The sequence below is a fragment of the Nocardia sp. NPDC052112 genome, assembly GCF_040680135.1.
GTDB lineage: Bacteria > Actinomycetota > Actinomycetes > Mycobacteriales > Mycobacteriaceae > Nocardia.
In genome coordinates this window covers 172686-186553 of record NZ_JBFAWD010000010.1, presented here as the reverse complement: position 1 = coordinate 186553, position 13868 = coordinate 172686, and the positions used below count along the sequence as shown (strand labels likewise).

The window sequence follows — 13868 nt, the reverse complement described above, 5'->3', positions numbered from 1 at the left end:
AATGACTGTTGCCACAAAAGCTTCCGAGATAACTCCGGACACGCCGCCGGACGGTCCGTCGCTGCTGCAGCGGATGGTCGTGCGACCGGAGATCAGCGCATTGTTGGGCGCCGCACTCGTCTTCGTATTCTTCTCGGTCATCACCGACCGCTTCCTCAGCCCACTCGGAATCGCGACCTGGCTGGACGATTCGTCCACGCTGGGCATCATGGCGGTCGCGGTCGCACTACTGATGATCGGCGGCGAATTCGATCTGTCAGCCGGTGTCATGACCGCATCCACCGCACTTGTCACCGCGTTGCTCGCGGTGCACGCGGGGTGGAATGTCTGGCTCGCGCTATTGGTTTCGCTACTCTTCGCACTTACCGTCGGTGCCTGCAACGGCTGGCTCGTGATGCGAACCGGGCTACCGAGTTTCATCGTCACCCTCGGTACATTCCTTGCGCTGCAAGGCCTCAACCTCGGCGTGACCCGTCTGATCACCGGTACTGTTCAGGTGTCGGGCATTCGCCGCGCCGACGGCTACAACTCGGCCGGGTGGGTCTTCGCCTCGACCCTGGATATCGGCGACACCCACCTGCAGGCCTCGGTCATCTGGTGGGTGGTACTGACCGCGATCGCGGCACTTGTGCTGGTGCGCACCAAGTTCGGCAACTGGATCTTCGCGGTGGGTGGTGCGCTGCCGAGCGCACGGGCCGTCGGCGTCCCCGCGGATCGGACGAAGATCCTGCTCTTCATGACCACCGCCTTCGCCGGGTGGGTCGTCGGATCCTGCAGCATCCTGCGGTTCTCCAGCGTGCAGGCCAATCAAGGCGTCGGGCTGGAACTGCACTACATCATCGCCGCCGTGGTCGGCGGCTGCCTGCTGACCGGCGGATTCGGTTCGGCGATCGGCGCCGCGATCGGTGCGCTGATCTTCGGTATGGCGCGGCAGGGCATCGTCTTCGCCGGGTGGGACAGCGACTGGTTCATGCTGTTCCTCGGTGTGCTGCTGCTGGCCGCGGTGCTGGTCAACAACATATTCAAGAAGCGAGCCGAAAGGGTACGTCGATGACGCCGCCACTGATCGAAGCGATCGATATCGGCAAGAGCTACGGCGGTGTCGTCGCACTGCGTGACGTCTCGACCGTGGTGCATGCGGGAGAGGTCACCTGCATCCTCGGTGACAACGGTGCGGGCAAATCGACGCTGATCAAGATTCTCGCCGGTGTGCACCAGCACGACCGCGGCGAACTGAAGCTGGACGGCCGGCCGACCCGACTTTCCTCGCCCCGGGAAGCTTTGGACCACGGCATCTCGACCGTCTACCAGGATCTCGCGGTGGTGCCGTTGATGAGCGTCTGGCGCAACTTCGTACTCGGTTCCGAACCCACCATCGCATACGGCCCCCTGCGACTGCTGGACCGCCGCAAGGGTCGCGACATCGCACGAGAGGCGCTGGCGGACATGGGGATCGAGATCCGCGATATGGAACAGCCGGTCGGCACACTGTCGGGGGGACAACGCCAATGCATCGCGATCGCACGGGCGGTGCACTACGGGGCCAAGGTGCTCATTCTCGACGAACCGACCGCCGCCCTCGGCGTGAAACAGGCCGGTGTCGTACTGAAGTACGTTGTGCAGGCCAGAGATCGAGGGCTCGGGGTCATCCTGATCACCCACAACCCACACCACGCGTATCCGGTCGGCGACCGCTTCCTGCTGCTCAAACGCGGTGCGATGCTCGGTTCGTACGAGAAATCGGAGATCGACCTGCCAGAGCTGACCAGGCAAATGGCCGGTGGCGCCGAATTGGACGCCTTGCAGCACGAACTGCAGCGCGTGGTGACGCCGTGCAGCTGACAATGGCCCAGGCGCTGGTCGGCTGGCTGGTCGCGCAGCATTCGGAGACCTTCGACCGGCGCGAAGTGCCGTTGTTCCCGGCTGCTTTCGCGATATTCGGGCACGGCAATGTACTCGGGCTCGGCACCGCATTGTCCGAGCGTCGCGATGAAATCCCGGTTTGGCGTGGGCATAGCGAGCAGGGCATGGCCCTGGCAGCCATCGGCCTGGCGAAGGCGACCCACCGTCGCCAGGTCGGAATCGCGACGTCCTCGATCGGACCAGGCGCGCTGAATATGGTGACCGCTGCCGGTGTCGCCCACGCGAATCGTCTTCCACTGCTGCTGCTTCCGGGCGACACCTTCGCCAGCCGCGCACCGGATCCGGTGCTGCAACAAGTCGAACACTTCGGCGACCCGACCCTTACCGTCAACGATGCCTTCCGCGCGGTGAGTCGCTACTTCGACCGCATTACCCGCCCGGAACAACTCATCGCCACCCTGCCCCAGGTGGCCCGGATACTGACCGATGCCGCCGATGTGGGCCCGGTGACGCTGGCGCTGCCGCAGGACGTGCAGGCCGAGACCTACGATTTTCCGGAGGCGCTCTTCGAGCCGGTCGTGCACCGAATCATGCGTTCGCGCCCGGACTCTCGGGTTCTGGCCGAGGCAGCGGACCTACTGCGATCCGCGCGACGTCCGTTGCTGGTCCTCGGCGGCGGTGTGCGCTATTCCGGTGCTGGTCGGCTGGTACTCGAATTCGCGGAGCGGCACGGCATTCCGATGGCCGAAACGACGGCGGGCCGTACTCTCGTACCGCACGACCACCAGTTGTACGCCGGTCCGCTCGGTATAACCGGCTCCGCGTCGGCCAATGCCGCTGCCGCACAGGCGGATCTGGTGTTGGCCATCGGCACCCGACTGCAGGATTTCACCACCGCGTCCTGGACCGTCTTCGCGCCCGACGTCCGGTTGATCAGCATCAACACGGCCCGTTTCGACGCGGTGAAGCACGGCGCACTCGCGGTCGTCGGCGACGCCGACGCGACCGTGCGGGAATTGGCCGCGCTCCTGACCAATTGGCGGGTCGATGCCGGATGGTCCGACCGCGCGGAAGGGCTTCGTATCCACTGGGACGCCCACATCGACACGCTGCGCGCACCGACTCCCGGCATCCCGAGCTATGCCCAAATCGTCGGCGTCGTCAACGAATTGAGCGCACCGGATGACTACGTCATGACCGCCGCGGGCGGGATGCCCGGCGAGCTGATCGGCGGCTGGCGGGCCACCGGCACCGTGCCGACCATGGATGTCGAGTACGGATTCTCCTGCATGGGTTATGAACTCGCCGGCGCGTGGGGTGCGGCCATGGCGCATGTGCACGGCCTGGTCACCACCATGCTCGGCGACGGCTCGTACCTGATGCTCAATTCCGAACTGTTCTCCGCGGCCTTCGCGGGCCACCGGTTCGTCGCGGTCGTCTGCGATAACGACGGATACGCGGTAATCGCCCGGCTCCAGGAGGGGCAGGGCGGTGACCCCTTCAACAACTTCTACGCCGACTGCCGCACCAACCACGCGCGACCGCCACGCACCGACTTCGCGAGCCACGCAAGATCATTGGGCTGCGCCGTATTCACCGCGACCGATCTGACCGAGTTCCGTGGGGCCTACGCGCAGGCCAGGACGGCGGCTCTGAGCGAGTCCCGCCCGGCTGTCGTTGTGGTGCGCACCCAGCCGTCCGCCTGGACCGATGCGGGTGCGTGGTGGGAGGTCGGCGTGCCGGAACACCTGGCGGGCCGGGCGGCGTACGACGAGGCCAAGGCGGCTCAGGTGCGTTACCTGAACCGAGCCGAATCAGCGGAGTAGCCTGCGCGCATGGCCGCCCAAGCCGATGCCGAGGTCGTCGCCTTCGCACGGCCGCTGGATCTGGACCGATCGCGTCGGTGCTACGCCGATGTGCTCGACCCCGAGTTCGTCGGGATGACGCCGTTCGCCTGCGTCGCGCTCGGCCCCGGCATCACCATGCGCATTACCCGGGTGAACGAGCTTGTCCCGCAGCAGTTCACGATCCTGGGTTGGGTGGTAGCCGATAGCGTGGCCACAATCGATGAATTGACCGCGCGCGGCGTGAAATTCCACCGATATGACGGCATGGACCAGGACGACCACGGTATCCGGACCACACCCGGCGGTGACAAGATCGCCTGGTTCCCGGACCCCGACGGCAATGTCCTATCGCTCACAGAATTTGCGGTCGGCCGCTCCGCATAGGACACTTGGTCACGGTCGCATAACTGAAAACCGACCGCTTAGTGCAGGTTTGTGCCCGAAGTCGCGTATTTTCTTTGCGAATTCTTAGGTTCGGTCCGACGTCCGCGGTGGCCATGGTTGCTGGGATTCCGGTTGGGTTCGCGCGGGTAGCCAAAAGTGTGCGCTGACCGGCCGGTCCATGCGCCATGACCGTTTTTGGTCGGGGTAGCCAGCCCTTCGCAACCCGTGTTGCGTCCGCGGTCACAGTGCTGCGCCGACGTCATTTTGCTCACAATCACCACTGCTGGATGTGGCCGGATTCGTCGGATGATGGCATTGTTGATCGAGAGATCGGGCTCATCGAAGTGATTTGCTCGGCTCGTCAACAGGAAGTAAGAAGTAAAGAACATGGCTCAAGGCAGTGTGAAGTGGTTCAACAGCGAGAAGGGCTTCGGCTTTATCGCTCAAGACGGAGGCGGCCCTGACGTCTTCGTGCATTACTCGGCCGTTTCCGGCTCGGGTTTCCGGTCCCTCGAAGAGGGCCAGCGCGTGGAGTTCGAGATCGGCCAGGGCCAGAAGGGTCCCCAGGCTCAGGACGTCCGCGCTATCTGATCAAGCGTGACTTAAGAGGCTCGCACCCGGCAGGGGGTGCGGGCCTCTCGTCGTTTGCGGGGATATTCAGGCGCTCTTGGTGAAGGTGACATGGGTGACCGCGGGGGAGGGGACAACGGAGCTGATCTCGTAGCCCGGCAGGGTGCCGAGATCGTCGTAGAGTCGCTCGCCCGCGCCGAGCAGGATCGGGACGACCGCGAGATGCATCGCGTCCACCAGGCCGGCGCGCAGGAATTGCCGGATCGCCGATGAGCCGCCCGCGAGCCGCACATCCTGGCCGTCCGCGGCCTTGAAGGCTTGGCGCAGAACCTCTTCCGGCGTTTCGTTCACGAAATGGAAGGTCGTGCCGCCCGCCATCGGCAGTGACGATCGCGGGTGATGGGTCATTACGAAGGTGTCGTGGTGGTAGGGCGGATTGTCGCCCCACCAACCCTGCCATTCGTGATCGGTCCACGGACCACGGATCGGGCCGAACATATTGCGCCCCATGATGGTTGCGCCGATCCCGGCATCGCCCGCGACCAGGAAGTCATTGTCCACGCCGGTCTCGCCGGTGTCCGCACCGTCCATCTGGTGCGCGTAGCGCGTGGCCCATACCCAGTCGTGCAGCCGCATCCCGCCCTCGCCGAGCGGATTCTCGGGTCCCTGATTCGGTCCGGCGATGTAGCCGTCCAGTGAGATCGCGATGTTGTGTACGCGCAACTCGGCCATGATTCTCCCTCTCTTAACTGCTTGCAATTTGCAATCGCTTGCGTACAGCCTAAGTGCAACTGGTTGTAGAATGCAAGCAGACATTTCGACGGAAGGAGCACCGCATGCGCGACGAGGGACGTTCGGGCTGCCCGATCAACGCGACCATCGAGGTGATCGGCGATCGGTGGACGCTGCTGGTACTGCGCGACGTGATGTTCGGCAATCGCCGTCACTTCCGCGAACTGCTGGCTGGATCCGAGGAGGGGATCGCGTCCAATATCCTGTCCGACCGGCTCAAGCGCCTCGTCGCGGCCGGACTGCTCAGTCGCGAGGACACCCGTCCCGGTCAGAAGGCCGAATATCGGCTGACCGAGCCCGCGATCCAACTGGTGCCGATCATGGCGCAATTGGGTGCCTGGGGGCTCCGGCATCGCCCGACCACGAAACGCCTGCGGGTGCGCGCCGAGCTCCTCGAGGAGGGCGGGCCGCAGCTGTGGGCCGAGTTCATGGACGAACTGCGCGAGTCGCACCTAGGGATTCCACGTCCCGATCCGGATGCCCCGACCGCAACGGACCGGTTGGCGCGTGCCTATGCCACCGTGGTCGCCGAGGGGTGACGCACCGCTGATCGGTCGAGTCCCGCTGCGCTACCGCCCATCTCCGGCGGCCAGGACTTCCTTGCGGAAGAAATCGGCGGTCACCTCGCGGGCCAGACCCAGGTCCCGATCGCGAGTCTTCGGGAAAGCAGCTGTCGCACGGTCGAATTCGGCCGCGATGAATTCCGCGATCGGAACCGGCACGGTGCCACTACCCATTTCCCGGGTGCGCGACTTCAGTTCGGTCAGCTCGGCGATCGCCGAAACCAGCTCACCGGACAACGCACACTGCTCGAGCAGCGACGGCAGATGCATCGGCGCCACCGCCGCATCGGGATGCTCACGCAACCAGCGCAATGCCAGCGCGGGCCGCAGTGCATAGAACACCTTCTTCAGCGAGCGGTGGTGATCGAACAGGGTCCACTGCTTGCTGCCCAGATGCAGGTAGTGCCGGGCCACCTGGTTGCGGTCGGCGACTTCCTCGGCCACCGCACGCAATTCGGTACGGAACCGGTCGTCGCCGCGGTACACGATCGGCGACATCAGCCATTCGATGAGCACCGCATTGCCCCGCACCAGCAGTCGCAGTGCTTTGGCCAGGTCCCAGCCGTTCACATCCAACAGGCCGATCAGCGGTGTCTCGATGACATCCCTTGTCCGCCACGGCGACAGGTAGGTATCCATGTCCGCGACATAGACGAACCGGCAGTCGTAATCCGAATCGGGCGAGGGGAATCCCCAAGCCCGACTACCGCTTTCGATGGCCAGTCGCACCGACACCCGATGCGCGTCCTCGATCCGATCGAGCTCTGCATCGATGGACCCGACCACCGTCGGGTCCATCGAAGCCGGAATCGCGCGTAGTGACATGGTCGGTGATCGTAGTTCGGCCGTGACTCGGCAAACCAGCCGTTTTCGCACTGCCGCGATAACTGAGGTCGCGCCGCCCGCGCAACGGTATGTGACGATGAGCATCGTGCCGGACTGGACCTATCACCCGTTGCGCCCGATGGCGAATGCGCTGGTCGGGGAGCGTCGCGCGCAACTGCTGGCATTGCGATTGCTGTCGGCTTTGATCGCACTGCCGGGTGGTGGGCGGGCGATCGAGCGCGCTTTCGACCATCCGCGGTTGCCCGCCGAATGGGCCGCGCGATTCGGTGCGCGAGTTCCGGTCGAGGTCGCGCGTGACGCTATCCGGGTGCTGCCGGTGCTAGGCGCTGGAGTCGTCGAGATCGGGCCGGTGGGCCGCGACGATATAGCCGCCGTGCGTGCCGCCACCCTGGATCGCCGATGTCGGATCATCGCGCTGGTCGACGACCCCGAGGTGGGCGCGGAACTGGAGTCACACGTGGATCGGGTGATCGTCGGCGAACCCACTGATCGGCACTACCTGACCGAACCCGAGATCGGCGCCGCGGTGGCGGCTTTGGCCGACCCCGCTGTCACTGTGCTCGCGACGCCCGCGGTGCTCATCGCCGCCGGACCCGGCTGGTTCAACCGCGTCATCGAGGCTGCACAGCCGACCGCATCGCCACCGCCGACTCTGCGCGACGTGCCGCTGGACCCGCGCCGCTGGCCTGCGTGGTGCTGGGGACTGCTGGTCGGCATCGGCATGATCGTCGCCGGAATCGGTGCGGCGGCAATCACCTTGGGCCCGGTACTGCTCTGGTACGACCGCGACTACCTCGGCACCGATGTGGCCGGACTGCACGAAATCAACCACCACCTAGTGCATTTCCTGCAGCACGATCGAATCACCATGGCGGGCAATATGATCGCCATCGGCGTGCTGTACACCGGCCTGGCATGGGGCGGCATCCGGCTGGGCCGTGTGTGGGCCCGCAACGCGTATCTGCTCTCCGGGCTCATCGGGTTTCCGACGCTGTTCTACTTCCTGGTGATCGGCTTCGTCGAGCCACTGCACGTCACGGCGGCGGTGGTGCTGTTCCCGATGTTCCTGCTCGCGGTGTGGCACAAGCCGTCCACGCCGCATTGGACGGTGCCGCTGGAGTGCCCCGAGCGGGTCCGGCGACGCGCGCTCGTCGGTCAGCTGTTGCTGGTCGCGACCGGGGTGGGCGTTTTCATCGGCGGTGTCGTCATCTCGGCCGTCGGGCTGACCTTCGTCTTCGTGCCGACGGATCTGGAGTTCATGCAGACCGATGCCGCCACGCTGGAGACCGCCAACACGCACCTGTTGCCGTTCATCGCCCACGACCGTGCCGGATTCGGTGGCGCGCTGATGGCGACGGCGGTAGCGATCGTGCTGCTCGGACTGTGGGGGTGGCGGCAGGGCGCGGCGTGGGTGTGGTGGACGCTGGTCGGTGCCGCCGTCGCCGGGTCTGCCAGCGCGCTGGTGATCCACTACTTCATCCACTACACCGCGTTCATCCATCTGCTCCCGGTGTATTTCGGTAGCGCCATGCTTGCTATCGCCCTGATCTTGGCGCGTCCATATCTGATGTATCGCGGCGACTGATGCCGCTGGCTCACGATATGGCGGCGAGGTGGTCGGAAGGTCCGCAGGTTGCCGGGTCGATCGGGTTTCTGGCTCCTATCTCGGATAGATCTCGGGTGATATCGGACCCTCTCTCAGAGATCTCTTAGAAATCTTCTTTTGCGGAGCTAATTACAGTGCTAGAAAGTGCGCTTGACCTGCATCTAGTCGGATCATGCCTGATCAGAGATGTATTGGTCAGTTGTTCAGATCACATTTGAATTCGATATGTAGTCTGCGTCACAATCAGTCGGAATTCCGTAACCGTATTTGTTCCATCCCCGATGTGCCGTGTGTCAGCCAGTTCGACTGGATTTATTTCGACGACGAGGAATTTTCATGATCCCCGTTATCATCGACACCGGTTCCGCGGCCCTGAACGGCCTGTTCTCCACCGGTAGCGCTGCTCTGCACGGCATTCTCAACACCCTGTGGACGGGCTCTTTCGGCGGCTGATAGCGCTGTCGCGGTCGAGTGTTCGATCGCATCGAACGCCGCTGCTGCGGTGTACTGACGAGGGAAGGCCTCGCACGCTCGGTGCGGGGCCTTCCGCCATGTTGAGGCACCCGCCTACCGGGGGGTAGGCCGCGGCGGATTCCGGCCAACTAAGCTGGTGCGCGGTAATTGCCGACCCCCTTCCCTCCCAGGAGTACCCCACAGTGAGCCAAGCAGGCCGTCCTGTTGTTCTGATCGCCGACAAGCTCGCCCAGTCGACCGTCGACGCGCTCGGTGACGGTGTCGAGGTCCGCTGGGTCGATGGCCCGGACCGTCCGGCGCTGCTGGCCGCGGTGCCCGAGGCGGACGCGCTACTCGTCCGCTCGGCGACCACCGTCGACGCCGAGGTGCTCGAGGCCGGGAAGAACCTGAAGATCGTCGCCCGCGCCGGCGTCGGCCTCGACAATGTCGATGTGCCCGCGGCCACCGAGCGTGGCGTCATGGTCGTCAACGCGCCCACTTCCAACATCCACACCGCCGCCGAGCACGCCGTCACGCTGCTGCTGGCCGCGGCCCGCCAGATCCCGGCCGCCGACTCCACTCTGCGCGAGCGCACCTGGCAGCGCAGCAAGTTCAACGGCGTCGAGATCTTCGACAAGACGGTCGGTGTGGTCGGTCTCGGCCGCATCGGCCAGCTGTTCGCCGCGCGCCTGGCCGCCTTCGAGACCAAGGTGATCGCGTACGACCCCTACGTCTCCCCGGCGCGCGCCGCCCAACTCGGCATCGAACTGCTGCCCCTGGACGAACTGCTCGAGCGCGCCGACCTGATCTCGGTGCACCTGCCGAAGACCCCGGAGACCAAGGGCATCATCGGCAAGGAGGCCATCGCCAAGACCAAGCCGGGCGTCATCATCGTCAACGCCGCACGCGGTGGGCTGGTCGATGAGCAGGCGCTCGCCGACGCCATCAAGTCCGGTCACGTGCGTGCCGCCGGCCTGGATGTATTCGCCACCGAGCCGTGCACCGACAGCCCGCTGTTCGACCTGCCGCAGGTCGTGGTGACCCCGCATCTGGGTGCCTCCACCGCCGAGGCGCAGGACCGCGCGGGCACCGATGTCGCCAAGTCCGTACTGCTGGCCCTGGCAGGTGAATTCGTACCGGGCGCGGTGAACGTCACCGGTGGCACCGTCGGCGACGAGGTCGCACCGTGGCTGGAGATCGTGCGCAAGCAGGGGCATCTGCTCGGTGCGGTGTCCAGCGAGCTGCCGGTCAGCATCGAGGTGCAGGTGCGCGGCGAGCTGGCCGCGCAGGATGTTGCGGTGCTGGAACTTTCGGCGCTGCGCGGCATCTTCTCCGCACTGGTCGAGGACCAGGTCACCTTCGTCAACGCCCCCGCGCTGGCCAAGGACCGCGGCATCACCGCCGAGGTCACCAAGGTTTCGGAGAGCCCGAGCCATCGCAGCGTCGTCGACCTGCGCGCGGTATTCGGTGACGGCCGCACCCTGAATGTGGCGGGCACGCTGACCGAGCCGCAGCTGGTGCAGAAGATCGTCAACATCAACGGCCGCAACTACGATATGCGCGCCGAGGGCCTGAACCTGGCCGTGCTGAACTACGAGGACAAGCCGGGCGCCCTGGGCAAGATCGGCACCAAGCTCGGTGAGGCCGAGATCGACATTCTGGCCGCCCAGCTGAGCCAGGACGTCGACAAGGAGGGCGCAACCGTGGTTCTCCGTGTCGCCCGCGAAGTCCCCGCCGACGTCCAGGCCGCGATCGCCGAATCCGTCGGCGCCGCCAAGATCGTCCTGGTCGACCTCTTCTGACCACCCCGGCGCCGCGCACACCCGTGTGCGGCGCCGGCACGTGTGCCGCTCACGAAATGTCACGCCGCGCACGTGATTGCCGGGAGAAACCGTGCGTGGCGTGCGAAAACGTGCGCCGCGATGCCCGGCAGCGGCGTGCGGTGCGGGGCAAAGTACGGTGGCGGTCGACTGAACGGAGCGTTGTTGTGAAGCTTGCTGTTATTGCTGGTGATGGGATCGGGCCCGAGGTCATCGCGGAGGCGCTCAAGGTGCTCGATGTGGTGCAGCCGGGGGTCGAGAAGACCGAGTACGACCTGGGGGCGCGGCGCTATCACGCGACCGGTGAGATCCTGCCGGATTCGGTGCTGCCCGAGTTGAAGCAGCACGATGCGATTCTGCTCGGCGCGATCGGTGATCCGTCGGTGCCCAGCGGTGTGCTCGAGCGCGGATTGCTGCTGCGCACCCGGTTCGCGCTGGACCACCACGTGAACCTGCGCCCCTCGAAGCTGTACCCGGGCGTGACCAGCCCGCTCGCGGGCAATCCGGATATCGACTTCGTGGTCGTGCGCGAGGGCACCGAGGGCCCCTACACCGGCACCGGTGGCGCGATCCGGGTGGAGACGCCGCACGAGGTTGCCACCGAGGTCAGTACCAACACCCGCTTCGGCATCGAGCGCGTCGTCCGGTACGCCTTCGCCAAGGCGCAGGCCCGGCGCAAGCACCTGACGCTGGTGCACAAGAACAATGTGCTGACCTTCGCCGGCTCGCTCTGGCAGCGCACGGTGAACGAGGTCGCGGCGGAGTTCCCGGAGGTGCAGACCGGCTACCAGCACATCGATGCCGCCACCATCCACATGGTCAACGATCCGGGGCGCTTCGATGTGATCGTCACCGACAACCTCTTCGGCGACATCATCACCGACCTCGCGGCCGCGGTCAGCGGCGGAATCGGCTTGGCGGCCAGCGGCAATATCGATGCCTCCGGCACCAACCCGAGCATGTTCGAGCCGGTGCACGGCAGCGCCCCCGATATCGCCGGTCAGTCCAAGGCCGATCCGACCGCCGCGATTCTGTCGGTCTCGTTGCTGCTCAACCATCTCGGAAATACCGAAGGTGCCACTCGCATCGAAGCCGCGGTCGCCAAGGATCTCGCATCGCGCAGCGGTGCGGCCTCGACCGTCGAGATCGGCGACCGGATCGCCGCGGCGGTCTGATTCGTAGTCGGCCCGCGCTCGGTGTCGAGCGCGGGCCCGCGGAGGTAGTCATACCGCCCCGCCTGGTCCAGCGCGCTTTACCATCGGTTTGTAATCAGCGCCGGTAGTGTGTAACACCAGGGTTGGTACCCGCGGAACAGTCCTGGAGCTCGACCTACCGAGCGGCACCGGCGGTTGCCTCGGGCGCGACATTCGTCGCTGATGTCGAGGCCGACAAGACTTTCCAGGTGATGTTCGATCCGGCCGACCTCCTCGATATCTGATCTGGTTCGTGCCGATCGAATATTGCTGCGGCGCAGTGCTTTTTGCGTGTCGACCTTGATCGCGGCAGAACACCAGAGTCCGCCCGGTCCACCGGATGTCTTTTTGGACGGTGTGATTCGCGCATCATCCGACTGCCTCGATCGGGTTTGAACCTGGTCTCGCTCGGTCAGCGTGCCACCGACTGCTGTGGCAGCGCCACGAATCGACTCGTAGACGGCACCCGCGATGACATCGTGAACCCGTGCCGCGGTCTCGGCAATCGGACCGACGGCATCGAAACCGCGCCGGCGATCGCTCGATTCTGCTGTTGACGACAGTAGCTGCGGCGCTGACGGATTCGGTGACCGATGGTCTGAGTTTCGGAGTTCAGCCAGTTGTTCGGCGGTGGGTTGTGCTTGTGCGGTCATGATGGCCGACTGGTGTGTCGTCGGATTCTTGCGGTTTGTGCCGATCAGGTAACGGCGGAGTGGGCCATCCGCCCGGAAGGTGCTGCGCGGTAGGAGAACTCGATGTGCCAGGCGCCCAGCTGTGCCGGTATGGCGGAAGTGGCCGATTCGGTGGTACCGGAGGTGTTGCCCGACTGGGCGGCGGGGTCGGCCAACCGGATTGGGTCGTGGCGGGCGGTGGAGGAGTTGACCAACCGGGTGGTGTCACAAGGTCGGGCGGCATCTGCCGGTTGAGTGATGCTGCGGGGCTCGAGGGCGTCGGGCCGCTGAGCGGTGGTGTCGGACCGGGCGGCAGTCCGGGCGCGGTAGGGGCCTGAGTTGTGTTGGTGCATAGGCTCGTCCGGTGCTCGTCCGGTGCTCGTCCGGTGCTCGTCCGGTGCTCGTCCGGTGTGGGACCAGGTGGGACTCGCGGTGTCGATGGGGCGGCATGTTTGGTGGTCGCAGGGTGGGGTTGGGGGCTGATCCGAAATCGGGTGGGGTCGGTGCGTCGGGTGGATGGGGAATGTCGGCCGGTCTTTGGACTCGGTCATTTCCTTTGGTTGTCAGGGAATTCGCGAAGCGGGGAATCAACGGGTCGGTGGCGCGGGGGGGTTCGGCCGGCCGGGCGGGGGTGGCATCTGCGGTGGGCCGGGTGGCATGGGCATGGTTGGTGGGGCAGGGAATCCGGCTGGCGGGGTGGGGAATCCGGGTGGGGGCGGCGGTGTCGGGGGTGCGGGGACCGGGCCCATCGGTGGCATCGGGCCGCTGAAGCGTTGGAAGGCCGCTTGGCGGGAGGTGCCGAGGAGGTCGCCGATTTCGGCCCAGGTGTGGCCTTCTTCGCGGGCCTGCCGGGCCAGGGTGTGCAGGATGTCGTCGACGAGTCGACTGAGATTTCGGGTCGCGGTCAGCGCGGCAAGCACCGGGACACTGGACTTGCCCTCCTCCGGGCGTAATACACCCACGACCAGTTCCGCATTGGCGGACAACAACTTTCCGAGCATCGCCCGCTCGTCTTTCGGGCCGACGCGCTGCTGTTCATCGGACATGCGTAAAGCCTGACTTGACACACCAGCCTTGTCAAGGCCAGGTTTACACGCTGGGTTACACGACTTGATCTCCTCCCGCCAGTGCCAGTGCCAGTGCCAGTGCCAGTGCTTTGTGTGTGGGGCCCCCGACCGAGTGCCTGTGTGGACTGGGCGTGTGCGCGGGCTGTGCCTGTTCGTGGGGACGTGCGTGTGCGTAGGGCCTGGCCGAGTGCCT

At 65.6% G+C, this 13868-nt stretch carries 13 protein-coding genes; 10 read left to right on the top strand and 3 right to left on the bottom strand.

Translation table 11 applies throughout. From position 1 onward, the window contains the following. Nucleotide 1 precedes the first annotated feature (1 nt). The 5 genes from AB0L58_RS21275 to AB0L58_RS21255 all read left to right on the top strand — a co-directional run bounded on the left by AB0L58_RS21275 (nucleotide 2) and on the right by AB0L58_RS21255 (nucleotide 4685). Nucleotides 2-1054, top strand: a complete 1053-nt coding sequence (locus tag AB0L58_RS21275) for an ABC transporter permease (protein ID WP_364389126.1) — start codon at nucleotides 2-4, stop codon at nucleotides 1052-1054. Then, a complete protein-coding gene (locus AB0L58_RS21270; RefSeq protein ID WP_364389125.1) occupies nucleotides 1051-1842 on the top strand; it encodes an ATP-binding cassette domain-containing protein in 792 nt (263 codons plus the stop codon). Before AB0L58_RS21275 ends, AB0L58_RS21270 begins: the two co-directional genes overlap by 4 nt. Further along, entirely contained in the window at nucleotides 1833-3689 is a 1857-nt protein-coding gene (gene iolD, locus AB0L58_RS21265; protein WP_364389124.1) for a 3D-(3,5/4)-trihydroxycyclohexane-1,2-dione acylhydrolase (decyclizing), read from the top strand. Before AB0L58_RS21270 ends, iolD begins: the two co-directional genes overlap by 10 nt. 9 nt (nucleotides 3690-3698) lie before the next feature. Beyond that, nucleotides 3699-4094 carry a VOC family protein gene (locus AB0L58_RS21260; protein WP_364389123.1) on the top strand — a complete coding sequence of 132 codons (396 nt, stop codon included), beginning with the start codon at nucleotides 3699-3701 and terminating at the stop codon, nucleotides 4092-4094. Nucleotides 4095-4481: 387 nt separating this feature from the next. Further along, on the top strand, nucleotides 4482-4685 hold the full coding sequence (locus AB0L58_RS21255) for a cold-shock protein (RefSeq protein WP_040693519.1): 204 nt from the start codon (nucleotides 4482-4484) through the stop codon (nucleotides 4683-4685). A gap of 66 nt (nucleotides 4686-4751) precedes the next feature. On the opposite strand, the gene AB0L58_RS21250 is transcribed toward AB0L58_RS21255, so the two are convergent. Beyond that, entirely contained in the window at nucleotides 4752-5396 is a 645-nt protein-coding gene (locus tag AB0L58_RS21250) for a dihydrofolate reductase family protein (protein ID WP_364389122.1), read from the bottom strand. 104 nt (nucleotides 5397-5500) lie between these two features. Here AB0L58_RS21250 and AB0L58_RS21245 point away from each other — a divergent pair, with 104 nt between their 5' ends. Beyond that, a complete protein-coding gene (locus tag AB0L58_RS21245; protein ID WP_364389120.1) occupies nucleotides 5501-5995 on the top strand; it encodes a helix-turn-helix domain-containing protein in 495 nt (164 codons plus the stop codon). A gap of 30 nt (nucleotides 5996-6025) precedes the next feature. Here AB0L58_RS21245 and AB0L58_RS21240 read toward each other — a convergent pair whose 3' ends face one another. Then, on the bottom strand, nucleotides 6026-6844 hold the full coding sequence (locus tag AB0L58_RS21240; protein WP_364389119.1) for a nucleotidyltransferase domain-containing protein: 819 nt from the start codon (nucleotides 6842-6844) through the stop codon (nucleotides 6026-6028). 106 nt (nucleotides 6845-6950) lie between these two features. Here AB0L58_RS21240 and AB0L58_RS21235 point away from each other — a divergent pair, with 106 nt between their 5' ends. From AB0L58_RS21235 to AB0L58_RS21220, 4 genes are all read left to right on the top strand, one after another. Next, entirely contained in the window at nucleotides 6951-8450 is a 1500-nt protein-coding gene (locus tag AB0L58_RS21235) for a hypothetical protein (RefSeq protein WP_364389250.1), read from the top strand. Between the two features lie 677 nt (nucleotides 8451-9127). Next, a complete protein-coding gene (gene serA, locus AB0L58_RS21230; protein WP_364389117.1) occupies nucleotides 9128-10726 on the top strand; it encodes a phosphoglycerate dehydrogenase in 1599 nt (532 codons plus the stop codon). Nucleotides 10727-10911: 185 nt separating this feature from the next. After that, nucleotides 10912-11919: a 3-isopropylmalate dehydrogenase gene (locus AB0L58_RS21225; RefSeq protein ID WP_364389116.1), complete on the top strand. Its 1008-nt coding sequence runs from the start codon at nucleotides 10912-10914 to the stop codon at nucleotides 11917-11919. Between the two features lie 122 nt (nucleotides 11920-12041). Then, nucleotides 12042-12182, top strand: a complete 141-nt coding sequence (locus tag AB0L58_RS21220) for a hypothetical protein (RefSeq protein WP_364389115.1) — start codon at nucleotides 12042-12044, stop codon at nucleotides 12180-12182. Nucleotides 12183-13195: 1013 nt separating this feature from the next. On the opposite strand, the gene AB0L58_RS21215 is transcribed toward AB0L58_RS21220, so the two are convergent. Further along, complete coding sequence (locus AB0L58_RS21215) at nucleotides 13196-13654, bottom strand: hypothetical protein (protein WP_364389114.1); 459 nt, start codon at nucleotides 13652-13654, stop codon at nucleotides 13196-13198. Nucleotides 13655-13868: the final 214 nt, after the last annotated feature.